The organism is Nocardia sp. NPDC050718, assembly GCF_040654235.1.
Classification (GTDB): Bacteria; Actinomycetota; Actinomycetes; order Mycobacteriales; family Mycobacteriaceae; genus Nocardia.
On record NZ_JBFAHQ010000005.1, the window covers coordinates 301,196 to 327,952 of the forward strand.

Genomic DNA, 26,757 nt, shown 5'->3' on the forward strand with positions numbered 1-26,757 from the left:
TGTGGCCCTCAGCCCGCGGCGCGGAGATCCAGGATTCGGGAGAGGGCGTGTTCCACGGCGTAGGTGGCGTCGGCGGCGCCACCCTTGACGTCGGCGTTGAGGGTGGCGACCACGTGGAGCGCGGTGCCGATGGTGGCCGGGGTCCAGCCGCGGGCCTGCGCCTGGGCCTTCTTGACCTTCCACGGCGGCATGCCGAGCTGCTGGGCCAGTTTGAACGGGTCACCCCGGCCCGCGGAACCGACGCGGGCAATGGTGTGCACGGAGTCGGCGAGGGCGTCGGCCAGCAGGACGTGCGGGACACCCCGGTCGGTGGCCCAGCGCAGGGCTTCCATCGCGGCCGGGCGGTCGCCCGCGACGGCGAGATCGGCCACGTCGAAGCCGCTGACCTCGGCGCGGCCCGAGTAGTAGCGGCGGACCGCGTTCACGTCGACCTTGCCGCCGGTATCGGCAACCAGCTGCGAACAGGCGGCGGCCAGTTCCCGCAGTTCCGAGCCGACCGACTCGATGAGCACCTGCACCACGTCGGGCGCCACCCGGACGCCGAGGGCCCGGAACTCCGCCCGCACGAACTCCGCCCGCTCGGTGGCCTTGGTGAGCTTGGCGCACTCGTGCACCACCGCGCCCTGCTTCTGCAAGGCGGGAGCCAGCGCCTTGGCCCGGCCACCGCCCGAATGCAGCACCATCAGCACGACACCCGCAGGCGGGTCGGCGGCCGCGTCGGTGATCACCGCCACCGCGTCCTTGCCCGCCTCCGCGGCCGATTCGAGCACGATCACCCGGTCCTCGGCGAACAGCGACGGGCTCAGCAGCTCGGCCAGTTCGGCGGTACTCGCGTCACCGGCGCGCAGCCGGTCGACGGGCACCGAGTCCGGGTCCGGCGCGCAGGCCCGCACCTGGCCGGTCACCTGCGCCACCGCGCGTTCGACCAGCAGCTCCTCGTCACCGAGAACCAGATGTACCGCGGCAGGGCGTTCGCTCACCAGGCGATCCTACGTTCGGGCACCGACAGCGGACCGGCCGCGGTCCTTCGTCGGTGCGCCACTCCCGACTGGCCGGTGGTGGGCGAGCCCGACCCGGCCTGCCGCCACTGAACCCCCAGTGACCGCGGTGTCGTCGACCGGCGCCCGAGGCCATGTCACCACGTAGGCACCGTGGACCGTGGCGGTCGGTGCGGGCGCGAGTCCGTCGGCGGGACGTGGCGATTCTCGGGTCCGCGGCGGTACCCGACACGATCACGTCGCCGTGGCGGTCGGTGCGGGCGACCACCACGGCGAGCGTGTCCAGCGCGGCGATGATCGTGGCGTGCGGGTGGCCGAAGGAGTTGTCCGTCCCGGCACTGATCAAAGCCAGGCGCGGGTGGACTGCGCGCAGGAATTCCGGTGTGGTGGTGCGGGATCCGTGATGGGGCACCTTGAGGATGTCGGCCCGGATGTCGTGGTCGCGCGACACTCGAGACTGAGCGGTGGCTTCGATATCGCCGGTGAACAGGATCGTGCCGACAGCGGTACGCGCCCTGAGTACCAGGGAGCGATCGTTGGCGTCGTCCAGATCCAGTGACGAAGGCACATCCTGATCCGGTGCCAACACCGTCAATTCGACTGTCCCGAACGTGAGTACATGTCCCCGATGCAGTTCCATCAGCGGGATCCGCGCGGACTCCGCGAGCTCGACGACTCGCTCGATGCCACCTGACTCGGTGCTGTGAGCAGACGAATGTCGCTGCGCGACAATGCCCGGTTCAGCGGTGAGAGGTGGTGTAGGCGAGTGTTCGCCGTTCGGGTGACGGCCGTCGGTGGCGGGGCTCCCGCCGTTGGTGGAGGAGCCGCCACGGGTGGACGGCTCGTCACCAGCGGTCGACCCGTCACCACCTGTCGGCTCGCCACCAGCGGACGGACCGCCACCACCAGACGGCCCGCCACCAGCGGACGGACCGTCACCGGAGGATGGCCCATCATCGACGGAGCGACCGCCACCGACGGAGGGCCCGCCACCGGAGGACCGCCCGCGCCCGATGGCAGGCCCAGCATCGACGGAGGAGCCGTCATCGACGGACCCCCCATCACCGCCGGAGGACCCGCTCCCCACGGAGGGCCCAGCACCAACTGACCGCCTGCCATCGGCGGAAGATCCACTGGCGGAGGAGCCATCACTGGTGACGTGCCCGTGGCTGGCGGAGCGGAGTTCGCCTGGTGCGGTGGCTATCGCGGCGATGGTGCGGCCGCGGAGCACGCCGGCCAGACCGTCGATGTGGTCGGCGTGGGGATGGGTGAGGATCAGGAGTGGGACATGGGTGATGTGCAGGCGGTCTAGGCAGCGGCGGATCGGTCGGGGGTCCGGGCCGGTATCGATCACGATCGCGGCGCCGGGCGCGACGGAGAGGGCGAGGCCGTCGCCTTGGCCGACATCGCACATCGCCAGCACCCAGCCCGCGGGTGGCCACCCTGGCTGCCAGAGGCGCACTGGGACAAGCACTACCGCGATGCCCAGGGTGCCGACGGCGAGTAGTCGGCGGGCCTTCGACCACCGCAGGGCGGCCACCAGGACGACAACGATCGCCGCCGCGACCAGTCCCCCGCTCATACCGGAGGGCACCGAGACCGTGGCACCGGGGACCGCGGCGATCCGGTCGGCGACCGTGAGCAGCCACCACATCGGCGGGCGCGCGCACCACAGCACCCACACCGCGGCATCACCCCACAGGCAGGCGAGGCCCGCGCCGACCGCACCGATCACGGTGATCACCCCGACCACCGGCGCGACGAGTGCGTTCGCGACGATCGCGACCACACTCACCCGCCCGGACAGCGCCACCATGAGCGGAAGGGTGACGACGAACGCACCCGCCGACACCGCGACGATCTCCGCAGGCGCACGCCACCACCCCCGCGCCCGCAACCAGTCCGCCCAGGACGGCGCGAGCAGGATCAGACCGGCGGTGGCGAGCACCGACAGCGCGAAGCCCGCGCTCACCGCCAACTGCGGTGCCACACCGAGCAATCCGATCACCGCGGCACCCAGCGCGGGCAACGCCTGCTTGCGCCGCCCGGTGACCAACGCGAGCACCATCACCGAACCCATGGCAGCCGCCCGCAGCACGCTCGGATCAGGCCGCGCGAGGACGACGAACATCACCACCGTCACCGCACCGGCCGCGGCACTCGTCCGCGGACCCGCGGTCAGCAATCTCGTCAACGCGAGCAGAGCGGTCAGCAAGATAGTGAAATTCGCTCCGCTGACCACACACAAATGCTGCAGGCCTGCGATTTCGAAGGCATCCCTGACCTCGTCGGACAGCGCGACAGTGTCGCCGACGACGAGTGCCGGCAGCAGTCCCGCCGCGTCGGATGGCAGCGCCCGCGCCGATGCCGCCGCCAGGTCCGCCCGCACACCCGCGGCGATCCGCTGCCACCACGGAGGTATCCCGACCCGCTCCACCACGCCGACGGGGTGCAACGCCGCCACCGTCAGGTCCAACCGATTCGGCTCGGCGACCTTCGCCCGAAACCGAATAGCCTGACCGGGCGACAGTTCAGCCCACTCCTTCCCCGGCGCGAGAATCACCAGCGCCCCACCGACCCGGGTGAGTGTCGACCCGCCCAACCCGCCGAACCGGGTTGTCATCGCGCTCGCCGTCGGCACCCTCGCCGGCGGCGCGTCGACAGGCGGCACACTCGGCGGCGGCACGCTCATCGTCGATGCGTTCGCCGCCGATGCGCTCGTGCCTCTCGTGAACTCGCGCAGTTCCGCGTGGACGATCCACCGCCGCTGGCCGCCGAATCCGCCTGCCCGCATCGGTTTCGGGTCGTCGGTGACCACGGCCAGCACTGTCACCGTGCGCCCGAACGACTCCCGCAGCGGGTGCGTCTGGACGTGGTGCGCGCGCCAGGCTCCCGCTGCCCCGAACCCGGCGGTCGCCAGCATCGTCGCCAATCCGGCGACTGCAACGACCCGCCATCGCTCACGCTTGTGCGCGATCGCCCACAGCAGTACCACCCACGAGCTGATCGCCATCACCACCGCGGCAACCGCCAGTACCAGCCCCGCGAACCATCCGAGAGACACGGCCACGATCGTCGCGGCCCAGCAGCCCAGTGCTGCCGGGACCAAGCGCATGTCCAGGACCTGGCGTTCGGTCTCCTCCGCTGTCTCCTCCTGAGCCGCGGCACTCATTCCGAGTCCGGGTTCGCCGTCGGCGCGTCACGGCAGACCGCACTCCGCCCGAGCACCGACGACACCCCGAAGCACCCGAATTCCATACTGCTGTACGAGTGTTCGACGCAATCCGCGAAGCAGGTGGAGAACCCGCTCGTCGGCGGCGGGTCCGCCTCCGGCGTCGATACGTCCGCGCCGTCGCCGCCTGGGTCGGTCGGCTCGGTCACGTCGTCACCAGGTCGCGGAGGCGGGTCAGGCGGGCGGGGCCGATGCCGTCGACTTCGCCGAGTTGGGCGACGTCGGTGAATCGGCCGTTGGTGGTGCGCCACGCGAGAATGGCTTTGGCGGTCACCGGGCCGACTCCGGGGAGGGCGTCGAGTTCGGCTTCCGTCGCTGTGTTCAGGTTGACGCGCGTCTTCGCGTTTGGGGTGCCGGTGTTCGGGGGCGGTCCGCTCGTGGCGTGCTGCCCCGCGGCGGGTGCGCGGTCGGCGGCGCCGATCATGACGCTGCCGAGACGTGGCGGTCCCGTTTGGGGGCCGGTCGTGCCGACGACGACCTGGTCGCCGTCGGTGAGGCGCTGGGCCAGGTTCAGCCCCGCGAGGTCGGCGCCCTCGGTCGCACCGCCCGCCCGCTCGATGGCGTCGGCGACGCGGGCGCCTCCTGGCAGATGATGCAGCCCCGGCCGTTCGACCAGACCCACCACGCTGACAACGACTTCCGCGGTCGGGCTCGGCATGGCGCCGGCCACCGCGGCCAGGCCCGCGCTCGGTTCCGAGTGGGTGCCCGAGGGCTCCACTCGGACGACGGGGACCGGCGGCAACGACTGCGACGTCGGCTGATCGCGGAGAACCAGCGCACCGGTGCAGACGACGGCCGCCACCCCCACCAGGCCGAGAACCAGCGCGCCGCGGCGGCCGGGGTCGACCCGCGCCTGGCGGAACCGGTCCGGAACGAGTCGGCGAAGTCTCCCGGAGTCGGCACCCTCGTCGAGCCAGCCCGGCGACCGCACCTCCCCGGTCGAGGGGAGTTCCTCCTCGTCCCACCGACCTTCGGTGCTTCGGCGTGGACGGGCCGTGTCCGGCTCCCCGCGCAGCGAGCCGGACCCGGGTTTGTCGCGCAACGCCAACCCACCCAGCCGTTGCCGTACCCGCTCGTGTTCGTCGTGTCGTGACATGCCGGCGACGCTACGAGGCGGCGACCGCGGGAACCCGGCGCCGACCTGGGCCTCGAGCGGACCTGTGGACAACCCTGAGCCTGTGGACAACTCGCGGTCACGCGGTCGTCGGGACCGGTATCCGCGCTGCCCGAGCGAATACGGTGCGCCCATGGCCGAGACCACGTACGGATGGACCCATAGACCTCGCACAACGATTCCGCGACTTCGCCCACCGCGAGGTGAACGGCAATTCCCCGCTGTACCACCGGCGCGCGCTCGAGATCGCCGAGGACCCGGCGGTGCTGGCGCTGATCGCCGCGCTGCCGACCGCCAAACAGCAGCCCAACCTGGTGCTGGCGGCCGCACGGGTCCACGGCGCGATCGCGGTGCCCTATCGCGATTTCCGCGAGCAGCTGATCACGCACTGGCCGTCGATCGCGGCGACCGCGCTCACCCGGCGTACCCAGACCAACGAAGCGGGCCGCGCGGCCACCCTGCTGCCGGTCCTCGCCCGCCTGCCAGGACCGTTGTCGCTGATCGAGGTCGGCGCGTCGGCGGGGCTCTGTCTCTACCCGGACCGCTACAGCAATCGCTACGGCGCGCTCGCCCTGGATCCGGCGGACGGTCCGTCCTCGGTGGTGCTGCGGTGCACCACCACCGGCGCCGTGCCGATTCCGCAGCGGCTACCCGAGGTGGTGCATCGCGCCGGAGTCGACCTGAACCCGCTCGATGCGGCGGACATTCGCGACCGGGAGTGGCTGGAAGCACTCGTCTGGCCGGGACAGGACGACCGGCTGTCCAGGCTGCGCGACGCGTGTGCGATCGCCGCCGCGAACCCACCGACACTGGTGACCGGCGACCTGAACGAGCGGGTCGCCGAGCTGGTCGACGCGGCACCCGGCGACAGCACCGTGGTCGTGTTCCACAGCGCGGTGCTCACCTATCTGCCGTCAGCGGCACGCGAGGGATTCATCGCCGCGGTCCGTACGCTGCCCTGCCACTGGGTGTCCCAGGAGGGCACCGGGGTGATCGCCGAGTTCACCGATCGTGTGCCCGTGCGGGATTCGGGACGGGCTCGGATGGTGCTCGCGGTCGACGGCGAGCCGGTCGCGTACGCCGGGCCGCACGGTCAGTCACTGGACTGGTTCGGCCCGGCGTAGCGGGAACACTCTCAGACGCGGCGCATCACCGAGACCACGCGGCCCAGGATCACGGCTTCGTCGCCATCGATGACCGAGTAGGCGGGGTTGCGGGGTTCGAGCAGGACGTGACCGTTGCGCCGGCGATAGACCTTGACGGTGGCCTCCTCGCCGATCATGGCGGCAACGATGTCACCGTTGGTCGCCTCGCGCTGGCTGCGCACCACGACCAGATCGCCGTCGCAGATGGCGGCGTCGATCATCGAGTCGCCGCGCACTCGCAGCCCGAAAACCTCACCGCGACCGACCAGTTCACGCGGCAGCGTCAGCAGGTCGTCGGCGTGCTGCTCGGCCAGGATCGGCGTGCCCGCGGCGATGTCGCCGACCACCGGCACGGTCACCGAGTCACTGGAACCGGCGGCGGGTGTGTCGCGCAGGAACAGGCGCACATCGATCTGGCGGGCCATCCCGGTGCCGCGCCGCAGGAAACCGTCCTCCTCCAACGCTTTCAGATGCTGGGAGACCGTGGAGGTGGACCGCAGGCCGACCGCGTCGGCGATCTCCCGCGCGCTCGGCGCGTAGCCGTGCGCGAGCACCGAATCCCGGATCACGGCGAGGATGTGTTGCCTGCGGGGCGGCAGGTGCGCGGTGTCGGGGAAGTCGAAGTCGTCGTATCCGGTCACCGGGGCATCGTAGAGGCCCAGCGGTCCGGACCGTCGGCGCAGGCTCCCGGCGTGCCCCTCAGCGCCGGAAATCGGCGCCGGTCAGGAACACCCACCGGGCACGACCAGCACACCCAGCGCGCCGACACCGAGATGGACACCCAGGGTGGGACCGAACTCGCCGACGTACAGCTCCTCGACCTCCGGCACCTGTTCCCGCAGCTGGGCCGCGATGCTCTCCGCGGCATCGGCGGCGCCCAGGTGCTGGACCGCCAGGGCCGCGCCGTCGCGCCCTGCCGCCTCCACCGCGGCCGCGACCAGCTTGGCGTAGGCACGCGACCGCGTGCGTACTTTCTCGCGCAGTTCCAGCTTGCCCTCGACCAGCTGCAGCAGCGGCTTCGTCACCAGCTCGCTGCCGAAGAACGCGGCGGCACTGCTCAGCCTGCCGCCCTTGCGCAGCTGCTCGGTGCGGTTGACCAGGATGAACGTGCGAGCACGGGCGGCGGCCGTCACCGCGCGTTCGTAGACCGCGTCCAGCGCCTCGCCCGCCCGCGCGCGGCGGGCGGCCGCGAGCACGGGCAGGCCGGTCGCCAAACCGGCGCCCAGCGAATCCACCAGGCGCACCTTGTCTTCGGCGCCCATGTCACGGACGGCCTGCCTGCCAGACTCCCAGGTCGCCGACAGCGTGCGCGACAGATGCACGGCGACGACACCGTCGCCGTCACTGCGGCTCAGCGCCCGCTCGTAGGCTTCGCGCAGCTCGCCCGGCGACGCGGCCGAGGTGGTGACCGAGTCCGTCGAGTAATCGATCTCGACGGGGTCGACACCCTCCCGGATCTCCCGGTCGCCGACGAGCACATGCAACGGGACCACTTCGATACCGAGCTCGCCGACGACGTCGGGCGTCAGCCCGGCCGCCGAATCGGTGACCACCACAACGGTCACGGACTACCGGACCTCCTGCAGCGCCTTGGTCATCGCCGTCGCCACCGCCGCGTGCCCGGCCCAGCCCCAGTGGATGCCGTCCGGGTTCGCCGCGCCCGACTCGATGTCGTCGCGCACGGCCTCGCCGAGGTCGACCAGCGGCACCGCGGTACGGCCGGACCAGGCCTGCAGTGCCTTGACCGCGCGCGCCCGGCCCCGGTGCACCCGCCCGTAGGCATCGCATTTGTGCACCGACGGCAGCACCGCGACCACGGGCAGTTCGGGACGCAGATGATTGAGCGCCTCGCGCGACTGCTCGAGGTAGTCGACACTCACCTTCGGCGGAAGTGCCACGGGCCGACCGAGTTTCGACAGCTTCGGCTGCAGCCAGTTGTAGGAGGCGCGCACGCCGCGACGCAGCTTGGGCGGACGGATGTAGCGGATCAGCTCGCGCAGCGCGGTCGGCAGCGGCGAGGGCAGCGTGTCCATGCCGCCCACGGCGAACACGACGGCACCCGCCCGCGGCACGGCGGCCCACACCCGGGGGTCGCCGATCAGCGCCCAGTAGGCGTCGCGGCAGGTCCAGCCGATCCGGGCGATCAGCTCGACATCCCAATCCAGTTCGGCGGCCACCATATTCGGCCAGATCCGGGGATCGTCGGCGGGCAGGCCGCCCTTGGGTCCGTAGTAGGCGAGCGAGTCGGCGATCACCAGCAGCACGGGCCGCGGCGAGGCGGACTCCACCGGCCGGGGCGCGGTGGACTCCTCGACGAGGACGACCTCCGCGGCCGCCGCACCGAGCGATTCACCCTGTGCGACAGCGGTCTCCGCGACCGGAGCCGACACCTCGGTGACCGCAGCGGCCACCGTGACGGAATCGGCGGATACCGCGACGGCTTCGTCCGTCTCCGTCGCGACCACGTCCGGCACCTCGTCCGCCGCGGTGTCCGCGTCAGCGGAACCATCGGCCGCACTTGCCGACTGGAGATCCAGCGCCGCAGCGGGTTCGGCCGCCGATTCGGCGGGTGCCGCATCGACGGGAGTCACGACGGGAGTCGCACCATCGACTACCTCGGTGTCGGCGGTCTCGGTGGTTTCCGGCTGCGCGACAGTCGATTCAGCGTCCGGCCGCGCGGCGGAATCCGCCTCGACGGCTTCGGCGACAGCGACGCCCGCTGTGGCGGGCTCGCCGTCGACATCGCCGTCCGCGTCGTCCGACGAGCCGGCCACCGCCGATTCACCGGCAGCGGCCTCGGACTGCTCGGGCTCGGCAGCTACCGGCGCGGGCGGCGGACCGAACAGCGCATCGGGTAGCGAGCGCTCACTGCGCGCGGTGACCTGCTTGAAGAGTTCGTCCGGTACCGAACGGATGGGCTCCTCACGCTCGGGGCGTGCGGGCTTAGCGGGTGGCGGGCCGAACAGCGCGTCCGGCAATTGCCGTCCGGCCTTGGCCGTCACCTGCTGGAACAGTTCGTCCGGTACCGATCGGACGGGCTCTTCAGAGGACATCGGGAGCTACCTTCGCCGCTGCGTTCCAAACATCGAGGCGCCAGCCGGGTCGGTCGATGTCGGGCCCGTGGCTGGACAGCTGCACCCAGCTCGTATTGGCCAGCCCACCGAGGGCGGGCCAGTTCTCCGGAGGCAGTTCCAGCAACGCGGCCGTGAGGGCAGCGATCAGCCCGCCGTGCGCAACCAGGATGATAGTCCGGCCGGGCCAATCCTGTCGCTCGTTGTACAGTTCGCGCACCACCGGAAGCGCACGCGCGCCCACCTCGAGTTTGCTCTCGCCGCCGGGCGGTGTGTAGGTGGCGTCGAGCCGCCACTGCACGCGCGCGCCGGGATAGTCGGCGTCGACCTCGAGATGGGTCAGCCCCTCCCAGTCACCCAGGTGGGTCTCCCGCAGTCGCTGATCGGTGACGACCGGCAGATTGCTGATGTCGCCGAGCGCCTGCGCGGTTTCCTTGGCACGGCGCAGATCGGAGGCGTGGACCGCGATCGCGTTGCGGGACACCAGTTCCCGCGCCGCCTCTTTGGCCTGCTGCCTGCCGAGGTCGGTGAGATCGGTATCGATCTGGCCCTGCATCCGGTCGGCGGCGTTCCACTCGGTCTGCCCGTGCCGCAGCAGGATCAGCGTGCGCACATGGGCGTACTTGCTCACTCGGTGTCGCCCTCTACCTGTGCGTCGTCGGCGGCGGGTGTCGCCGGGGTGGCGATGCCCTCGACGGCCACGGTCGGGCAGTCACGCCACAACCGCTCCAGCGCATAGAAATTGCGCTCGTCGTTGTGCTGGATGTGCACGACGATGTCGACGTAGTCGAGCAGCGCCCAGCGCCCCTCGCGGGTGCCCTCGCGGCGGACCGGCTTGTGCCCGGCTTCGCGCAGCTTCTCCTCGACGTTGTCGACGATCGCGTTGACCTGACGCTCGTTGGGCGCCGAGGCGATCACGAAGCAGTCGGTGATCACCAGCTGCTCGGAGACGTCGAGGACGACGACGTCGGTGGCGAGCTTGTCGTCGGCCGCGAGTGCGGCGACCTTGGCCATTTCGACCGCTTCGGCAGTGGCAGTCACGACTGCACCTCGCTCGTGTGGCTCAACGTCAGCTACCTTCCGTTCCTGCGGGCACATACAGGTGCCGCTTCGATATGTACTGCACCACGCCGTCGGGGACGAGGTACCAGACCGGCCGACCCTCCGCCGCGCGGCGGCGGCACTCGCTCGACGAGATGGCCAGCGCGGGGATCTCGATCATCGTGACGGCATCGGCGGGCAGGTCCCGCAGATGCTCCTCGAGATGGTCGGTGTTCAGCTCGTACCCCGGACGGCTCACCCCGACGAACTTCGCCAGTTCGAACAGTTCGGTCCAATCCTGCCATGTCAGGATGTTGGCCAACGCGTCCGCACCGGTGATGAAGTACAGCTCCGCGTCGGGATGGGCATTCTGCATCTCGCGCAGGGTGTCGACCGTGTAGGTGACCTTGTTGCGTTCGATATCGGCCCGGCTGACCGAGAACCTCGGGTTGGACGCGGTGGCGATGACGGTCATCAGGTAGCGGTCCTCGGCGGGGCTGACCTGCTTGTTCACCTTCTGCCACGGCTGTCCGGTCGGAACGAAGATGACCTCGTCGAGCTCGAACCGGTTCGCGACCTCGCTGGCCGCGACCAGGTGACCGTGGTGAACGGGGTCGAACGTCCCGCCCATGACGCCGAGCTTGCGGCGCGGCCGAGCTGTCTCGTGCATGAGGTCCGAGCTTAACCGGGTTGCCACCACTCGACCGGACCGGACCGCCCCCGAGCGGCCGGGCGGTCGTTCGGGCCCGACGCCTGCGCGCACATCTGGGCGAACTGGGCGCGGGTGCGGTCGAGCTCGTCGGCGATGTGCGCGGCGGGCTCGGCGGCGAGCCGCTGATTCAGCTCGGCCATCAAGACGTCGATCGTGACCCACCACGGACCGCGGATCCGGCCCTGGGGTCCGCGCAGTTGTAACCACGCCGCCGCGCGCAGGCAGCGGGCCCGCGGCACGATCTTGTCCAGCTCGCCCCACAATCCCGCGGCGCGGAGATAGCCACCCAGCGCCGCGGACTCCTGGCCGCAGCACTCGCGGGCGACGGCGGCCGACCACACCAGGTCCGCGTGCCTGCGCCGCTGAGCGGGCGAGCCCGCGAGCAGCCGGGCCGCCTCGGTGAACTGCCAGGCCGCCTGCCGGTAGCGGCCGAGCCGCAGCAGCGACTCGGCGAACTCGGCGCGGACCAGCGCGAGCTCACCGGGCGGATAGGTGACGGCTCCGGTGAGCAGTGGTCGGTCGAAGGCGGTGACCGCCTCGGCGTGCCTGCCCGCCCGCGCCCAGGCCCGGCCCGCGACCACCCACAGGTGGGCCGCGTCGGCGGGCGAGATCGGGTGCCAGCACGCCGCGGCGGCGGCCGCCGCCCTGGCCAGGTCGCGATCCCGGCGCGGTTGGGCGGCGATCGCGGTGACCAGGCGGGTGCGCAACTCGGCGAGTTCGCGTCCGTCGAGTTCGCCGCAGCCGACGACCAGGGCCCGTCGCAACTGTTCCTCCGCGGCGGCGGGCGCGTCGGCCAGCCGGGTCGCCGCGACATCGGCCAGCCGCCGCGCGGCCCGCGCGCCCGCGCCGGGACGCAGGTGCTCGGGGCGCACGATCTCGCCGGACGGCACCGTGCTGTGGGGTGCGCACGGCGACGGGACGGCCCCGGCGCCGTCGTTCGCGAGCGGATCGGTCACCGGGTCGACCGCGCCCGCCGTGCCACCATTCGTACCACCGTGTCGGACGACGCCCGTCGACCGAACCGCTCGTCGTCGCGCGACGCCCCTGCCAGCATGGCGGTGATCTTGGTGGAGGACGCCTGTAAGCGGCTTAACGTCCGCTGAAACGATCAGCCGGTGGGGCGCTTGGACTTCGGCAGTTTGGCCACGACCGCGTCGTAGGAGGCGTCGATCAGCTCGCGCAGTTCGTCGGGTGGGACGGCGCCGCCGACGGTGACGCTGTTCCAGCCGTAGCGGCCGATGTAGGCCGAGGCGGTGACGTCGCCGGGGTAGACATGCACCAGCTCGTCGGCCTCGGCGCGGTCCCGGCCGCATTTGAGGCCGATCGCGCCGCCGTCACCGAGGAAGGCGAAGATCTTGTCGCCGACCTTGGCGACGACGTCGCCCTCCCACGGTTCGTCCTGCCAGGCACCGGGTTTGGCCAGGCAGTAGGTCAGCAGATCCTCGCTCATCACCAGCTCCTTCAGACGGGCAACAACCGGGAGACCACGTCGGTCAGCTGCCGGGCCGACCGGCATTCGTGCATCTCGATCACCTCGCCGTAGTCGCGCGCCGCCGAATCGCCGGTGCCCCACAGGTTCCGCGGCTCCGGGTTCAGCCAGTGCGCGTGCCGGGCGGTGTCGACGAGCTGGCGCAGGATGTCCAGCTTCGGATTGCGGTAGTTGGTGCGACCGTCGCCGAGGACCAGCAGCGAGCTGCGGCTGGTGACGGCGTCACCGAAGTTGTCGGCGAAGGTGGTCAGGGCCTGGCCGTAGTCGGAGTGCCCGTCGGCGTCGATGATCCGTGACTCGGTGAAGATCCTGGTGAGTACGTTGTCGAGGCCGACATACGGGTCGAAGAAGCCGGTGACCTCGTCGGTGCGGTCGACGAAGGCGAAGATCCTGACCCGGGAGAACTGCTCACGCAACGCGCTCACGAGCAGCATGGTGAAGTTGCTGAAGCCGGCCACCGAACCCGAGATGTCGCACAGCAGCACCAGTTCCGGGCGGCCGGGCCGCGGCTTGCGATTCACCAGATCGATCGGGACGCCACCGGTCGACATCGACGCCCGCAGGGTCTTGCGCAGGTCGATCTCGCCGCGACGGGCTTTCTTGCGCCGCACCGCCAGGCGGGACGCCAGGATGCGGGCCAGCCGCTGGCTGCCGCGACGCAGTTCGACGAGTTCGCGTTCGGAGGCGCGCAGGAAGTCGGCGTCCTCGGCCTGGCGGGCGACGCCGTAGGTGGCGACGCGGTCGCGCCCGATCTGTTCGGCCACGCGACGGTTGGTCTCGGCTTCCACACTCGCCCGGAATCCGGCGATCCGTTCCCTGGCGATGCGCCGGGCCACCTCGGTGTCGCGGTCGCTCGCGTCCGGCGGCAGCGCGAGTCCCGCCAGCACCCGGGACAGCAGGGTCTGCGGCGCGAGGTCTTTCATCGCCTGATAGGCGGAGAACGACGGCCCGCGCGCGGACTGGTACTGGCCGAGCTGTTCGACGACCTGCCCGGCCAGCAGCTGCAACTGCTGACCACCGTCCTCGGCCGCGAGCATTTCGGCGAGCTGCTCGCGCAGGGCGGGCAGGTCGATCTGGCCGTCGGGTGTGCGCGGCAGCTCGCGCGTCTCGGCGGAGCGCTCCCCCACCGCGACCGGGAACCACAGGTCGAACAGCCCGTCGAAGGTGGCGCGGTGGGTGGGGCGGCGCAGCAGCGCGCACGCCAGCCCCTCCCGCACGGACTCGCGATCGAGCAGGTCGAGCACGGTGAGCACCCGGCCCGCGTCGACGGTCTCCGACGGCCCGACCGGCACACCACGGGCCCGCAGGGCCGCGACGAACCCCGCGACATGCCCGCCGAGGCCGTGCGGGGCAGGCGCTGTCATCTCAGGCCAGCTTCAGCTCGGCCAGCGCGCGCTGGTGGTCGCTGCGGTGCTTGAGCACGACGCCGAGGGTCGCGCGCACGGTGGCGTCGTCGAGGTCGCCTGCGCCCAGGGCGAGCAGCGTCTGGCCCCAGTCGATCGACTCGGCCACCGACGGCAGCTTCTTGAGCTGCATCCCGCGCAGCACGTGCACGATCCGCACCAGCTGCTCGGCGACCGACTCCGACAGCTCGGGCACCCGGCTGGCCAGGATGCGACGCTCCAGGTCTTCGTCCGGGAAGTCCAGGTGCAGGTAGAGGCAGCGGCGCTTGAGCGCTTCCGACAGCTCCCTGGTGGCGTTCGAGGTGAGTACCACGAACGGCTTGCGGGTGGCGGTGATGGTGCCCAGTTCCGGCACGGTGACCGCGAAATCGCTGAGCACCTCCAGCAGCAGGCCCTCGATCTCGACGTCGGCCTTGTCGGTCTCGTCGATCAGCAGCACCGTCGGCTCGCTGCGCCGGATCGCGGTGAGCAGCGGGCGCGAGAGCAGGAATTCCTCGGTGAAGACGTCGGCCTTGGTTTCGGCCCAGTCGTTCTCGCTCGACGCCTGGATCCGCAGGATCTGCTTGGCGTGATTCCACTCGTAGAGCGCGCGGGCCTCGTCGACACCCTCGTAGCACTGCAGCCGGACCAGTTCGGCGCCGGCGACCTGGGCGACCGCGCGCGACAGCTCGGTCTTGCCGACACCGGCCGGACCTTCGATGAGCAGTGGCTTGCCCAGCCGGTCGGCCAGGAAGACCGAGGTGGCGGTGGCCTTGTCGGCCAGGTAGCCGGTCTCGGCCAGGCGGGTGATGACGTCGTCGACCGAGGTGAAGATCGGTTCCTGTACCAGTGTCACGATCACACCGGCCGAGTCTGGCCGTCGCCCCACACGATCCACTTCGTGGAGGTGAGTTCGGGCAGTGCCATCGGGCCGCGGGCGTGCAGCTTCTGGGTGGAGATGCCGATCTCGGCACCGAATCCGAACTGCTCGCCGTCGGTGAACGCGGTGGACGCGTTCACCATCACCGCGGCGGCGTCGACGCGGGTGGTGAACTCGCGCGCGGCGGCCAGGTCGGCGGTGACGATGGCCTCGGTGTGGCCGGTGCCCCAGGTGTTGATGTGCTCGACGGCAGCGTCGAGATCGTCGACGACCTTCAGCGCGATATCGAGGGTGAGGTACTCCTCACCCCAGTCGGCGTCGGTGGCGGGCACCTGACCGGGCAGGTCACCGTGGATGGTGACGCCTGCGCCTTCGAGCGCCTTGCTCAGCCGCGGCAGTGCCTTCTCGGCGACCGCGGCGTCGATGAGCACGGTCTCGGCCGCGTTGCAGACGCTGGGACGGCGGGTCTTGGCGTTGAGCAGGATGGCCTCGGCCATGTCCAGGTCGGCGGCGGAGTGCACGTAGACGTGGCAGTTGCCGGTACCGGTCTCGATGGTCGGCACCTGCGCGTCGCGCACGACCGCGTTGATCAGGCCGGCGCCGCCGCGCGGGATCACCACATCGACCAGGCCGCGGGCCTGGATCAGGTGGGTGACGCTGGAGCGGTCGTGGCTGGGCAGCAGCTGGACCGCGTCGGCCGGGACGCCCTGGGCGACAAGGGCTTCGCGCAGCACCTCGACGAGGGCGGCGTTGGAGTGCGCGGCCGAGGACGAGCCGCGCAGCAGGGCCGCGTTGCCCGACTTGAGCGCGAGGCCGAACGCGTCGACGGTGACGTTGGGGCGCGCCTCGTAGACCATGCCGACCACGCCGAGCGGCACCCTGGTCTGGCGGATCTCGAGGCCGTTGGGCAGCGTGGAACCGCGCACGACGACGCCGACCGGATCGGGCAGCCCGGCCACCTGACGCAGGCCGGAGGCGATGCCGTCGATGCGGGCCTTGGTCAGCCGCAGGCGGTCGAGCAGGTTCTCCTCGGTGCCCGCGGCCTGCGCGGCCGTGATGTCGGCAGCGTTGGCCGCCAGCACGCGGTCGGCGGCGGCGAGCAGGGCATCGGCCGCCGCGTGCAGGGCCTCGTTCTTCTGCGCCGTGGTGAGCTGAGCCAGCACGCGGGACGCGACGCGAGCCCTGCGGGCGGCGTCGTGCACCGCTGCGCGGATGTCGAGCTCGGGGGTCACTTCTACCGTCATGGGTATCAGCGTACGCAGGCCGCCGGTCCGCCTCGACGCCGCCCGGACCCCGGAATACGGCTCCGACCGGCGGCGGGACCGAGTTGTCCACAGGTTTCGGGGCACCGCGGGACTTGTCCACAGGTCACCGGGTGATCCGGCCGGGAACCCGCGCCCGCGGTGGGGTCACCGCTAGATTTGCCGCATGGACCGCAGCGCCGCACCCACCGTCGTCGTGCTCGGCAGCGTCAACATGGATCTGGTCACCACCACGGCGCGGCGGCCCGCACCGGGCGAGACGGTGCTCGGGTCCGGGTTCGCGACCGTGCCGGGCGGCAAGGGCGCGAACCAGGCCGTCGCGGCGGCACGGTCGGGCGCGCGGGTGCGCTTCCTCGGCGCGACCGGCGACGACGCGTTCGGGACCACGCTGCGCGCGACGCTGTCCGGCGCCGGTGTCGACATCTCCCTGCTGCGGACCGTCGACGGGTCGAGCGGGGTGGCCACGATCGTCGTGGACGAGTCAGGGGAGAACAGCATCATCGTCGTCGCCGGTGCGAACGGGCGGGTGACCGAGCTGACCGCCGACGAGCTCGCGGCGATCGCCGCCGCCGACATCCTGCTGTGCCAGCTGGAGATTCCGCTCGCCACCGTGGCCGCGGCGGCCCGGCACGCGCGCGCCGCGCACACGATCGTCGCGCTCAATCCCTCACCGGTGCGTCCGCTGCCCGCCGCGCTGTGGGCCGATGTCGACCTCGCCATCGTGAATGCGCTGGAGTCCGAACACTATTCGTCCGACCTCGACCGGATTCCGCACGTCGTGCGCACGCTCGGCGGCGACGGTGCCCGGTATCGATCAGCCGAGGGCACCGAGTTCGCCGTCCCCGGACGCACGGTCGAGGTCGTCGACACCACCGGCGCGGGCGACGCCTTCACCGGCGCCCTGGTCGCCACCTGGCCCACCGGCCCACACCCGGCGCTGACCTGGGCCAACGCCGCAGGCGCCCTGGCCACCACCCGACTCGGCGCCAGCTCCTCGATCCCGGATCGCACCCGGATCGAACACGCGCTCAGGGCGGACTGAGCGCCGCGCTCCGCCGATCGGTCCGGCTCGCACCGGCCGATATTCGGATGCGCTGCCGTGGCCTCGGTCCTACCGTTGGTAGTACACCGAGGAAAGGACCGAACCATGTTTCCCGTCGAGCTGCGCGGTACCAGGGCGCAGACGCTCATGTGGGCAGACGAGCACGAGATCGAGCAGTCCGCGCTGCGCCAGCTCCGCAATATCGCCGAGCTGGAGTGGGTGTATGGACTGCGCGTGATGCCGGATGTGCACCTGGGTAAAGGCGCGACGGTGGGGTCGGTCATCGCGATGCGCGACGCGGTCGCGCCGGCCGCGGTCGGGGTCGATATCGGGTGCGGGATGGAGAGCGTCAAGACCGGGCTGACCGCCGCGGACCTGCCCGATGACCTCCGTTCCCTGCGGTCGCGGATCGAGCGGGCGGTACCGGTCGGGTTCAACGCGCACAAGGAGGCGGTGAATGTCACCGCGCTGCATGCCGGTTCGCACGGCCAGTCGGCGCGGACGAAGGGCTGGGACCGGTTCTGGCGTGGGTTCGGCGAGCTGCACCCGGGGGTGTCGTCGCTGGAGTCCAAGGCGCACAAGCAGATCGGCTCGCTCGGTGGCGGCAACCACTTCATCGAAGTCTGCCTCGACCAGGACGACGCGGTGTGGATTCTGTTGCATTCCGGGTCGCGCAATATCGGGAAGGAGCTGGCCGAGCGGCATATGGCGGTGGCGCGGGCGTTGCCGCACAATCAGTCGCTGCCCGATCGGGATCTGGCGGTCTTTCTCGGGGGGACGCCCGAGATGGCGGCGTATCGGCGGGATCTGACCTGGGCTCAGGAGTACGCGGCGCGCAATCGGGCGGTGATGCTGTCGCTGGTGTGCCGGGCGGTGCGGGACGAGTTCGGCGAGCGGGACGTGCGTTTCGACGAGCCGATCTCGTGCCACCACAACTATGTGGCGGAGGAGATCATCGACGGGATGCCGATGCTGGTGACCCGCAAGGGCGCGGTGCGGGCGGGGGCCGGCGATCTCGCGCTGATTCCCGGGTCGATGGGGACGCGGTCGTATGTGGTGCGGGGCAAGGGGAATCCGGCCTCGTTCCAGTCGGCCTCGCACGGCGCGGGACGGCGGTTGAGCCGGACCGCGGCCAAGAAGCAGTACACCGTCGCCGATCTGGTCGCGCAGACCGAGGGCGTGGAATCGCGGAAGGACGCGGGCGTGGTCGACGAGATCCCGGCCGCGTACAAGGACATCGACGAGGTGATCGCGGCGCAGGCCGACCTGGTCGACGTGGTGGCGACGCTGCGTCAGGTCCTCTGCGTGAAGGGCTGAGTCATCGTCGGCGCAGGGTGCCCGCCACTCCCGCGCCGACGAGCAGCAGCCCGAGGACGAAGGTGAAGCCGCTGGTGATCCACGCGTTGAGCGCGATGTGCAGCTCGTCGGTCATCAGCGGCAGATCCCCCACCATCCGCCAGGTGCTCTCCGGCGAGACGAAGTAGACCAGCCCCGGCAGCACACCCCACACCAGCCCGGCCAGGATGGTCGCGATCGGCGTGAACCCGGCCAGCGCGCTGACCAGCAACAACAGCACCGCGCCCACGATGATCTGCAGGGTCGAGCCGAGGCGGTCGGCGGCGTCGCCGAGTATCACCCACCGGCTGGTGTCCAGCGCGCCGTGCGCCGCCAGCGCCATCCCGAGCGGCGTGACGATCAGCGCGAGAAACGCACCGACCACCGTCCGCGACGCCCCCGAATTCGTCCGGAACTGCGCCCCGGGCGGCGTCCACCCAGCAGGCGGGTCGAATCGGTTCGCCATGGAGCCCCTCCGGCAAGTCCGGTAACCACCCCTATTGTCCTCCCCCAGCCCACATTTCGCTGAGAGAACGCGGCACCCGTCCCCGCCCGACGATCCCACCTACAGATCTCGCACGGACATGGGTAACTCACCGGGTACGGGCTCACCTGGCCCCCTCTCTCCGCCGGCCGCCCGGCTGGAGCCCCCCGCACCTGACTCCGGCCAAAAATCCCGGAGAGGCGGAACCGCTGTACCGGGGGTCGTCTCTGTCGGTGGGGTCGGGCAGCATGGTCGGCATGACCTCAGCGACCGGCCACGACGTGCCCGATCTGACGGCTCCCGACCTGCGCGAACGCGCCGAGGAGTTGTTGCGCGAGCTCGCCGGGCCGCAGGCGCGGTTGCGCGAGGACCAGTGGGTCGCGATCGAGGCGCTGGTGGTGCAGCGGCGCCGGGCCCTGGTGGTGCAGCGGACCGGCTGGGGCAAGTCTGCGGTCTACTTCATCGCGGCGAAGCTGCTGCGGCGGGCGGGGCGGGGGCCGACGGTGATCGTGTCGCCGCTGCTGGCGTTGATGCGCAATCAGGTGGCCGCCGCCGAACGGGCCGGGGTGGTGGCCGACACGATCAACTCGGGCAATGTCACCGAGTGGGACGAGATCCACGAGCGGGTGGCCGCCGGCGCGGTCGACGTGCTGCTGGTGAGCCCGGAACGGTTGAACAATCCGGACTTTCGCGATCAGGTGCTGCCCCGGCTGGCCGCCGACGCGGGGCTGGTCGTGATCGACGAGGCGCACTGTGTCTCGGACTGGGGGCACGATTTCCGGCCCGACTACCGCCGCATCCGGACGCTGATCGCCGATCTCGGGTCGGATGTGCCAGTGCTGGCGACCACGGCGACGGCCAACGATCGGGTGGTCACCGATGTGGCCGGGCAGATCGGCACCGACACGCTGGTGTTGCGCGGCACGCTCGATCGCGAGTCGCTGCATCTGTCGGTGGTGCGCTTCGACGACGCGGTCCAGCGGACGGCGTGGCTGGGTGCTCAGCTGGACCGGCTGCCCGGGTCGGGCATCATCTACTGCCTCACGGTGGCCGCCGCGCACGATCTGGCCGACGTGCTGACCTCGCACGGGCACACGGTCGCCGCCTACACCGGCCAGACCGATCCGGCCGAACGCGAGGTGCTCGAGGGCGCGCTGCTGAACAACGAGGTGAAGGCGCTGATCGCGACCTCGGCGCTGGGCATGGGCTTCGACAAGCCGGATCTCGGCTTCGTGGTGCACGTGGGGGCGCCGTCGTCCCCCATCGCCTACTACCAGCAGGTCGGGCGCGCGGGGCGCGGCACCGATCGGGCCGAGGTGGTGTTGCTGCCCGGCGCGGAGGACGCGCGGATCTGGAGTTACTTCGCCTCGGTGGCGTTCCCGCGCGAGCACATCGTGCGCGCGGTGCTGGCGGCGCTGGACACGGATCGGCCGATGTCGACGGTGGCGCTGGAACCGCTGGTCGAGCTGAACCGGTCGCGGCTGGAGATGGTGCTGAAGGTGCTCGACGTGGACGGCGCGGTGCGCCGGGTGCGCGGCGGCTGGCTGTCGACCGGTGAGCCGTGGACCTACGACACCGAGCGCTACGAACGCCTGGCCGCCGCCCGCGACACCGAGCAGCAGGCGATGATCGACTACCAGGCGACCACCGCCTGCCGGATGACCTTCCTGCGCCGTCAGCTCGACGATCCCGGCCTGGGCGCCCTCGATGCCGCGACCCCCGATTGCGGACGCTGCGACAACTGCACCGGCGCCCGTCCCGACACCACCGTCGACGCGGCCGCCGTCGCCGCCACCCGGGCCAGGCTGGACCGGCCCGGCCTCGATCTGGCACCGCGCAAGCAGTGGCCGACCGGCATGGCGAAACTCGGAATCCCGTTGTCGGGCAAGATCACCGGCGCGGCCGACACCGGCCGGGTGCTGGGCAGGCTCACCGATCTCGGCTGGGGTCAGCGGCTGCGCGCGCTGCTCGACGGCCCCGACGCGCCGGTGCCCGACGCGGTGTTCGACGCGTGCGTCGCCGTGCTGCGGGACTGGACCTGGGCCGCCCGCCCGACCTCGGTGCTGGCGCTGGAATCACCGCGCTATCCGCAGCTCACCGCGAGTCTGGCCGCGCGGCTGGCGCAGGTCGGGCGGCTCGACAACCTGGGCACCCTGCACACCAGGCCGGACCGGCCGCCGGTGTCGGCGGCGAACTCCGCGCACCGGGTCGCCGGGCTGTTCGACTCGTGGGAGGTACCGGATCTGAGCGGCGTCGACGGCCCGATCCTGCTGGTCGACACGCTCACCGACACCGGCTGGACGATGACCGTCGCCGCCCACGCCCTGCGCACCAGCGGCGCGGACGCGGTCCTGCCGTTCGCCTTGGCGACGCCGACCTGATCGGATCCCGCGACGCCGCACCGGCCACCTCGCCGCCGAGCAGCCGCACGGCTTGCCGCCCGCGAACCCTCCCCGACAGGCCGCGATTCCCGTAAGCTCGGTCCGTACGTGCAGGTCAACCGGCCGACGATGGAGTCGACGATGACGTCCACAGCACCGAAGAAGCTCCCTCCACTGCCCGTGCTCCGCGCGATCGAACGGGTGCGCGACGCACTCGGCACCCTGCACCGGAAGCTGGTTCCCGGCCATATCGCGCTGCTGGAGCTCCAGATCGCCGGATTCCTGTCCCAAGCCATCAGTGCCGCCGCCGAACTCGGCATCGCCGACGAGCTCGCCGAGGGCCCGCGGACGCCGGCGAAGCTGGCGGGGGCGCTCGGGATCGACGAGGGCGGGCTGCGCAGGCTGATGCGCCTGCTGGTGAGCTACGGCGTGTTCGCCCAGCGGCGCGACGGCTCCTACGAGCTCACCCGGATCGGCGACGCGCTGCGCAGCGACGCCGAGGTGACGCTGCGCGATCTGTCGCGGTTCTTCGGCTCGCCGTACCATCGCAACCACTGGACCCATCTGACCGACGCGGTGCGCACCGGCGAAGCCGTCGGCCAGGCCCTGGACGGGGCGAGTTTCTTCGAGTACGCGGCGGTGAACCGCGAGGTCGGCGAGTTGTTCGACAACGCGATGACCAGCGTGAGCACGCTGGCGATCGAGCCGCTGCTCGCCGCCTACGATTTCGGCCGCTTCGGCACGCTCATCGATGTGGGCGGCGGGCGCGGCAGCCTGCTCACCGAGATCCTCGGCCGGTATCCGGCGGCCCAAGGCATCGTGTTCGACCTGCCGAACGTGGTCGACGATCTGACCGCCGACCTGGAGGCGGCGGGTCTGGGACAGCGGTGCACAGTCGAGAGCGGCTCGTTCTTCGAGGAGGTCCCCCAGGGCGGTGACGTCTACCTGCTCAAACACATCGTGCACGACTGGTCCGACACGCACGCCGAGCAGATCCTGCGCACCGTGCGGGCCGCGATGCGCCCCACCTCGACGTTGCTGCTGCTCGAACTGGTGCTGCCCGATCATCAGCGCCCGCATCCGGGGAAATTCATCGATCTGGAGATGCTGGTGAACACCGAGGGCGGCCACGAACGCACCGAGGCCGAGTTCCGCGCGCTGCTGGCGCGCAGTGGCTTCACGCTGGTGCGGACGGTCGAGACGGCCGCGCCGGACTGCGTGCTCGAGGCCGTTCCGCGCTGACTGGCGGGTCGACACGCCGCCGCCGATTGTGTGTGCGACCCGCCACCAGTGTTTCAATGCGGCTATGACCAGGACCTCATTTGCTCGATCCCTGATGGCCGTCGCCGCGGGCTGTGCGGCCGGATTCACCCTCTTGACCGTTCCCGCCCAGGCGTCGAACGAGAACCCCCTCGACTGCGCGGGCGTGCCGGGCGCGCAGGCCGCGGCCGACCGCGAGAGCGCGCAGCGCGGCATCGCGATCACCCCGCTGTGCTTCAGCGGTGGCCTCTACAGCGGCATCCACGCCGGTATTCCGCTGGCCGTGCTGAACCCGCTGACCATGCCGGGCACCGCGAGCGTGTGCGTCGACGAGCGCGGAACCGTCGAGGCGGCAGCCAAATTCGAATGGACCGACCGGGTCCACGTGATGCCGATGTGCATCCAGAACCGGGCGTTCGGCGTGTACGAGCTGTAGTTCCGCGCCGCCGATCCGCGGTCCGCACGGAGTCGATCCGTGCGGACTTTTTTTGACTCTTGCTCTATACGTATACATCTACTTATAGTGAGTCGGACGGGACGCACAGTCCCCGCACAACCGCATACCGACCAGTGACGACGAGCCGGAACGGGGGCTCGCCGCTCGAATACCCATGCCCATATGCGCATTCCGATATCGAAAAGGACCTCTCACCATGTTCGCCAGACTGGGGCGCGTCGTCGTCCACCATCCGTGGAAAGTGATCGGGCTGTGGGTGATCGCGATCGTCGCCGTGCTGTCCACGGCGCCCGCGCTCACCGCGACGACCGATCAATCCGCCTTCCTGCCTTCGCATTACGAGTCCATCCAGGCGATGAAGCTGCAGGAGCAGGCCTTCCCGCAGAATGCGGCGCCCGCCGCGCTGATCGTCGCGGTCCGTGCCGACGGCGGCCCGCTGACCGAGACCGACTCGGCCACCGTCACCGCCGTGGCGGGCGCGCTCACGGCGCAGAACATCAAGGGTGTCACCGGCATCCAGGTGACCCCGCCCTCGGAGAATCGCCTGGTCCAGGTCATCGCGGTGCAGATGGCCAAGCTCACCGACGCCTCGGACAAGACCCAGGGCGAGGCGGTGCAGAGTCTGCGCGAGCAGCTGAAGGATCAGGTGCGCGACACCGGGCTGAAAGCCGGCATCACCGGCACGGCGGCGCAGACGCTGGACCAGACCGAGCAGGGTGAGAAGGGCATGGCGATCATCGGCATCGCCACGATCGTGCTGATCCTGGTGTTGCTGCTGATCATCTTCCGCAGCCCGGTCATCGCGCTGCTGCCGGTGATCACCATCGGCGCCATCTCGAGCACCGTCGGTGGCCTGATCGCCATGGCGGCCAAGGCCTTCGACCTCGAGATCGACACCTCGGTGAACTCGATCCTGCTGGTGGTGCTGTTCGGGGTCGGCACCGACTACATCCTGTTCCTGATGTTCCGGTACCGGGAGCGGCTGCGGGCGGGCGACGATCCCAAGACCGCGATGGTCAATGCCGTCGCCCGGGTCGGCGAGGCCATCACGTCGGCCGCGGCCGCGGTGATCATCGCGTTCATGGCGCTGACCCTGTCGAGCCTCGGGATGTTCCGTGCGCTGGGCCCGGCACTGGCGATCGCAGTCGCGGTGGCGCTGCTGGCCGGGCTCACGCTGGTGCCCGCCATCGTCTCGCTGCTGGGTACCAAGGTGTTCTGGCCGTCGAAGGCCTGGCAGGTCGAGCCCAAGGGCGCCCGGTTCGGCGCGATCGGCGCGGCCATGGGCAGGCGGCCCGGCGTGTTCGCCGTCGCCTCCGGCGGTGTGCTGGTGGCGCTGGGCGTGTTCGCCTTCGGGTTCAATCCGACCTTCGATCTGAACTCGGGGTCGACGACCGATGCCTCGGAGTCGGTGGCGTTCACCACCGAACTGCTCAAGGGCATGCCCGCGGGTGCCACCCAGCCCTCGGATGTCCTGCTCCAGTCGGCCACGCCGCTGGCCGAGGATCAGCTCGCGACCTACCGCACGGCGCTGACCGGCGTCGACGGTGTCGGGCAGGTCGGGGCGCCGCAGCTGTCGGCGGACGGGACGATCGCGAACTTCCAGGTGACGCTGGCGAACGCGCCGGAATCCGACGCCGCCCTCGACACGGTGGCCGGGCCGCTGCGCGAGGTCGCCCACCAGGCGGCACCGGCGGGCGCCACGGCGGCGGTCGGCGGCATGACGGCGGTGTTCGTCGACTTCGAAGACGCGATGAACCACGACTACCGGATCGTGTTCCCGGTGGCCGCGATCCTGATCATGCTGGTGCTGGCGTTGCTGCTGCGCAGCCTCGTCGCGCCGTGGTACCTGATGGCATCGGTGTTTCTCGGCTTCGCCGCGACGCTGGGCGCGACGGTGCTGGTGTTCCAGCAGATCCAGGGCGAGCACGGGCTGATCTTCACGTTGCCGGTGATCATGTACCTGTTCGTCGTCGCCCTCGGCACCGACTACAACATCCTGATGGTCGCCCGGTTGCGGGAGGAATCGCGGGAGGGGCACACGCCCCGCGAGGCGGCGGCGCTGGCGGTGCGCCACACCGGGCCGACGGTGGCCGCGGCCGGACTCATCCTGGCGGGCACCTTCGCCTCGATGATGCTGGCGGGCAACAGCTCGCTGTCGCAGATGGGCTTCGCGATCTCGGTGGGCATCGCGATCGCGGCCTTCGTGATGGCGCTGTTCTTCACCCCTGCGGTCACCGCGCTGCTGGGCAAGCGGGCCTGGTGGCCTGGCCACGGTGGCGACAGCGACGAGGAGCGCTCACCCCGCTGGGCCGAGTACTCCTACGCCGAGAGCTACTACACGCCACCGGCGCGACAGCGCCGCTGACACGGAAGGCACCGCAGGTCCGCTCCCCCTCGGGAGCGGGCCTGCTCGTCTATCGTTGCCCGTGTGGCCAAGTCTGCGACACCGGCGGTGGAGCTACCGGTGGGTGAGCACACGGTGCGGGTCAGCAATCCGGACCGGGTGTACTTCCCCGAGCTCGGCGCGACCAAGCTCGACCTGGTGCGGTACTACCTGAGCGTGGGCGACGGCATCGTCAACGCGCTGCGCGACCGGCCCTGCATGCTGCACCGGTTCCCCAAGGGCCTGCCCGGCGGGAAGGTGCATCAGAAGCGGTTGCCCGGTGGCGCGCCGGACTGGATCTCGACGGTGCGGGTGTACTTCCCGCGCTACGGCAGGCACGCCGACGAACTCTGCGTGCACGAACTCGCCGACGTGATCTGGGCGGTGCAGATGTCGACCGTGGAGTTCCATCCCTGGAATTCGCGGGCGAGCGATACCGAGTCACCCGACGAGTGGCGCATCGACCTCGATCCCATGCCGGACTGCCCGTGGTCGCGGGTGCGGCGGGTCGCCGGGGTGGTGCACGAGGTGCTCGACGAGCTGGGCGCGGTCGGCTGGCCCAAGACCTCCGGTGGCTCGGGACTGCACGTCTACGTGCGGATCGCGCCCGAACACGGCTTCAAGGAGGTCCGGCGGGCCGCGCTGGCCTTCGCTCAGGAAGTGGAGCGGCGCGCGCCCGCCGACGTGACGACCGCGTGGTGGCGCAAGGACCGCGATCCGGACCGGCTGTTCGTCGACTACAACCAGAACGCCCGCGATCACACCATCGCCGCCGCCTACTCGGTGCGCGGGGTGCCCGCGGCGACGGTGTCGACGCCGGTGCGCTGGACCGAGATCGACGACATCCACCCGCGCGACTTCACCATCGAAACCGTCCCGGCCCGCTACGCCGAACTCGGCGATCTCCAGGCCGACATGGACGACGCGGTCTTCGACATCACGCCGCTGCTCGACCTGGCCGACCGGCACGGCGTCGACGAACCCGTCGACCTCGACGAACCGTGAACCCGCCCGGCTGACCCCGCGCAGCCGGGGTGGGGCGGCACGGTCGCGCGCGAGAGGGAAGAATCGGATTCCGACACTGCTCGG

24 protein-coding genes are annotated in these 26,757 nt (G+C 70.9%); 8 read left to right on the plus strand and 16 right to left on the minus strand.

Annotation, left to right across the window (positions count from 1 at the left end; translation table 11 throughout):
* Window positions 1-8: 8 nt before the first annotated feature.
* From holA to AB0H54_RS24120, 4 genes are read right to left on the minus strand one after another with little or no spacing between them, the layout of a single operon-like run.
* Window positions 9-980 (minus strand): DNA polymerase III subunit delta, encoded by a 972-nt coding sequence (gene holA, locus AB0H54_RS24105; RefSeq protein WP_357348025.1) that lies wholly within the window; start codon window positions 978-980, stop codon window positions 9-11.
* Window positions 940-4,170 (minus strand): ComEC/Rec2 family competence protein, encoded by a 3,231-nt coding sequence (locus AB0H54_RS24110; RefSeq protein WP_357348027.1) that lies wholly within the window; start codon window positions 4,168-4,170, stop codon window positions 940-942. Before AB0H54_RS24110 ends, holA begins: the two co-directional genes overlap by 41 nt.
* Window positions 4,167-4,379 (minus strand): hypothetical protein, encoded by a 213-nt coding sequence (locus tag AB0H54_RS24115; protein WP_357348029.1) that lies wholly within the window; start codon window positions 4,377-4,379, stop codon window positions 4,167-4,169. Before AB0H54_RS24115 ends, AB0H54_RS24110 begins: the two co-directional genes overlap by 4 nt.
* Window positions 4,376-5,326, minus strand: a complete 951-nt coding sequence (locus tag AB0H54_RS24120) for a ComEA family DNA-binding protein (protein ID WP_357348031.1) — start codon at window positions 5,324-5,326, stop codon at window positions 4,376-4,378. Before AB0H54_RS24120 ends, AB0H54_RS24115 begins: the two co-directional genes overlap by 4 nt.
* Before the next feature lie 143 nt (window positions 5,327-5,469).
* Between AB0H54_RS24120 and AB0H54_RS24125 the strand changes: the two genes are divergently transcribed.
* The gene (locus AB0H54_RS24125; protein WP_357348033.1) at window positions 5,470-6,468 is read left to right on the plus strand and encodes a DUF2332 domain-containing protein; all 999 of its coding nucleotides are present in this window, start codon (window positions 5,470-5,472) and stop codon (window positions 6,466-6,468) included.
* An 11-nt stretch (window positions 6,469-6,479) separates the two neighbouring features.
* Here AB0H54_RS24125 and lexA read toward each other — a convergent pair whose 3' ends face one another.
* The 11 genes from lexA to AB0H54_RS24180 all read right to left on the minus strand — a co-directional run bounded on the left by lexA (window position 6,480) and on the right by AB0H54_RS24180 (window position 16,308).
* Entirely contained in the window at window positions 6,480-7,130 is a 651-nt protein-coding gene (lexA, locus tag AB0H54_RS24130) for a transcriptional repressor LexA (RefSeq protein WP_355278589.1), read from the minus strand.
* Between the two features lie 81 nt (window positions 7,131-7,211).
* Window positions 7,212-8,054 (minus strand): DegV family protein, encoded by an 843-nt coding sequence (locus AB0H54_RS24135; protein WP_357348035.1) that lies wholly within the window; start codon window positions 8,052-8,054, stop codon window positions 7,212-7,214.
* Between the two features lie 3 nt (window positions 8,055-8,057).
* Window positions 8,058-9,542 (minus strand): diglucosylglycerate octanoyltransferase, encoded by a 1,485-nt coding sequence (gene octT / locus AB0H54_RS24140; RefSeq protein WP_357348037.1) that lies wholly within the window; start codon window positions 9,540-9,542, stop codon window positions 8,058-8,060.
* Window positions 9,532-10,191, minus strand: a complete 660-nt coding sequence (locus AB0H54_RS24145) for a histidine phosphatase family protein (protein WP_218721444.1) — start codon at window positions 10,189-10,191, stop codon at window positions 9,532-9,534. The genes octT and AB0H54_RS24145 overlap by 11 nt, the downstream gene beginning before the upstream one ends.
* On the minus strand, window positions 10,188-10,601 hold the full coding sequence (gene rsfS / locus AB0H54_RS24150) for a ribosome silencing factor (protein WP_316573883.1): 414 nt from the start codon (window positions 10,599-10,601) through the stop codon (window positions 10,188-10,190). Before rsfS ends, AB0H54_RS24145 begins: the two co-directional genes overlap by 4 nt.
* 28 nt (window positions 10,602-10,629) lie before the next feature.
* Window positions 10,630-11,271, minus strand: coding sequence for a nicotinate-nucleotide adenylyltransferase (gene nadD, locus AB0H54_RS24155; protein WP_355278584.1), 642 nt, complete (start codon window positions 11,269-11,271; stop codon window positions 10,630-10,632).
* 11 nt (window positions 11,272-11,282) lie between these two features.
* Window positions 11,283-12,269, minus strand: coding sequence for a hypothetical protein (locus AB0H54_RS24160; protein WP_357348040.1), 987 nt, complete (start codon window positions 12,267-12,269; stop codon window positions 11,283-11,285).
* Window positions 12,270-12,421: 152 nt separating this feature from the next.
* Window positions 12,422-12,763, minus strand: a complete 342-nt coding sequence (locus AB0H54_RS24165; RefSeq protein ID WP_357348042.1) for an MmcQ/YjbR family DNA-binding protein — start codon at window positions 12,761-12,763, stop codon at window positions 12,422-12,424.
* Window positions 12,764-12,774: 11 nt separating this feature from the next.
* Complete coding sequence (locus AB0H54_RS24170; protein WP_357348044.1) at window positions 12,775-14,166, minus strand: VWA domain-containing protein; 1,392 nt, start codon at window positions 14,164-14,166, stop codon at window positions 12,775-12,777.
* A gap of 1 nt (window position 14,167) precedes the next feature.
* Window positions 14,168-15,046 carry a MoxR family ATPase gene (locus tag AB0H54_RS24175; protein WP_357348046.1) on the minus strand — a complete coding sequence of 293 codons (879 nt, stop codon included), beginning with the start codon at window positions 15,044-15,046 and terminating at the stop codon, window positions 14,168-14,170.
* Window positions 15,043-16,308, minus strand: coding sequence for a glutamate-5-semialdehyde dehydrogenase (locus tag AB0H54_RS24180; RefSeq protein WP_357348047.1), 1,266 nt, complete (start codon window positions 16,306-16,308; stop codon window positions 15,043-15,045). The genes AB0H54_RS24175 and AB0H54_RS24180 overlap by 4 nt, the downstream gene beginning before the upstream one ends.
* 184 nt (window positions 16,309-16,492) lie before the next feature.
* Here AB0H54_RS24180 and AB0H54_RS24185 point away from each other — a divergent pair, with 184 nt between their 5' ends.
* On the plus strand, window positions 16,493-17,368 hold the full coding sequence (locus AB0H54_RS24185; RefSeq protein WP_357348049.1) for a ribokinase: 876 nt from the start codon (window positions 16,493-16,495) through the stop codon (window positions 17,366-17,368).
* Window positions 17,369-17,473: 105 nt separating this feature from the next.
* Complete coding sequence (locus AB0H54_RS24190; protein WP_357348051.1) at window positions 17,474-18,685, plus strand: RtcB family protein; 1,212 nt, start codon at window positions 17,474-17,476, stop codon at window positions 18,683-18,685.
* A 1-nt stretch (window position 18,686) separates the two neighbouring features.
* Here AB0H54_RS24190 and AB0H54_RS24195 read toward each other — a convergent pair whose 3' ends face one another.
* Window positions 18,687-19,169: a hypothetical protein gene (locus AB0H54_RS24195; RefSeq protein ID WP_357348053.1), complete on the minus strand. Its 483-nt coding sequence runs from the start codon at window positions 19,167-19,169 to the stop codon at window positions 18,687-18,689.
* A 275-nt stretch (window positions 19,170-19,444) separates the two neighbouring features.
* On the opposite strand from AB0H54_RS24195, the gene AB0H54_RS24200 reads away from it, so the two are divergent.
* The 5 genes from AB0H54_RS24200 to ligD all read left to right on the plus strand — a co-directional run bounded on the left by AB0H54_RS24200 (window position 19,445) and on the right by ligD (window position 26,673).
* The gene (locus tag AB0H54_RS24200; RefSeq protein WP_357348055.1) at window positions 19,445-21,568 is read left to right on the plus strand and encodes a RecQ family ATP-dependent DNA helicase; all 2,124 of its coding nucleotides are present in this window, start codon (window positions 19,445-19,447) and stop codon (window positions 21,566-21,568) included.
* 141 nt (window positions 21,569-21,709) lie between these two features.
* Window positions 21,710-22,810: a methyltransferase gene (locus AB0H54_RS24205; protein WP_357348057.1), complete on the plus strand. Its 1,101-nt coding sequence runs from the start codon at window positions 21,710-21,712 to the stop codon at window positions 22,808-22,810.
* 64 nt (window positions 22,811-22,874) lie between these two features.
* Window positions 22,875-23,264 (plus strand): hypothetical protein, encoded by a 390-nt coding sequence (locus tag AB0H54_RS24210; RefSeq protein ID WP_357348059.1) that lies wholly within the window; start codon window positions 22,875-22,877, stop codon window positions 23,262-23,264.
* A 217-nt stretch (window positions 23,265-23,481) separates the two neighbouring features.
* Window positions 23,482-25,650: an MMPL family transporter gene (locus tag AB0H54_RS24215; protein WP_357348061.1), complete on the plus strand. Its 2,169-nt coding sequence runs from the start codon at window positions 23,482-23,484 to the stop codon at window positions 25,648-25,650.
* Window positions 25,651-25,713: 63 nt separating this feature from the next.
* Window positions 25,714-26,673: a non-homologous end-joining DNA ligase gene (gene ligD, locus AB0H54_RS24220; protein ID WP_357348063.1), complete on the plus strand. Its 960-nt coding sequence runs from the start codon at window positions 25,714-25,716 to the stop codon at window positions 26,671-26,673.
* Window positions 26,674-26,757 lie beyond the last annotated feature (84 nt).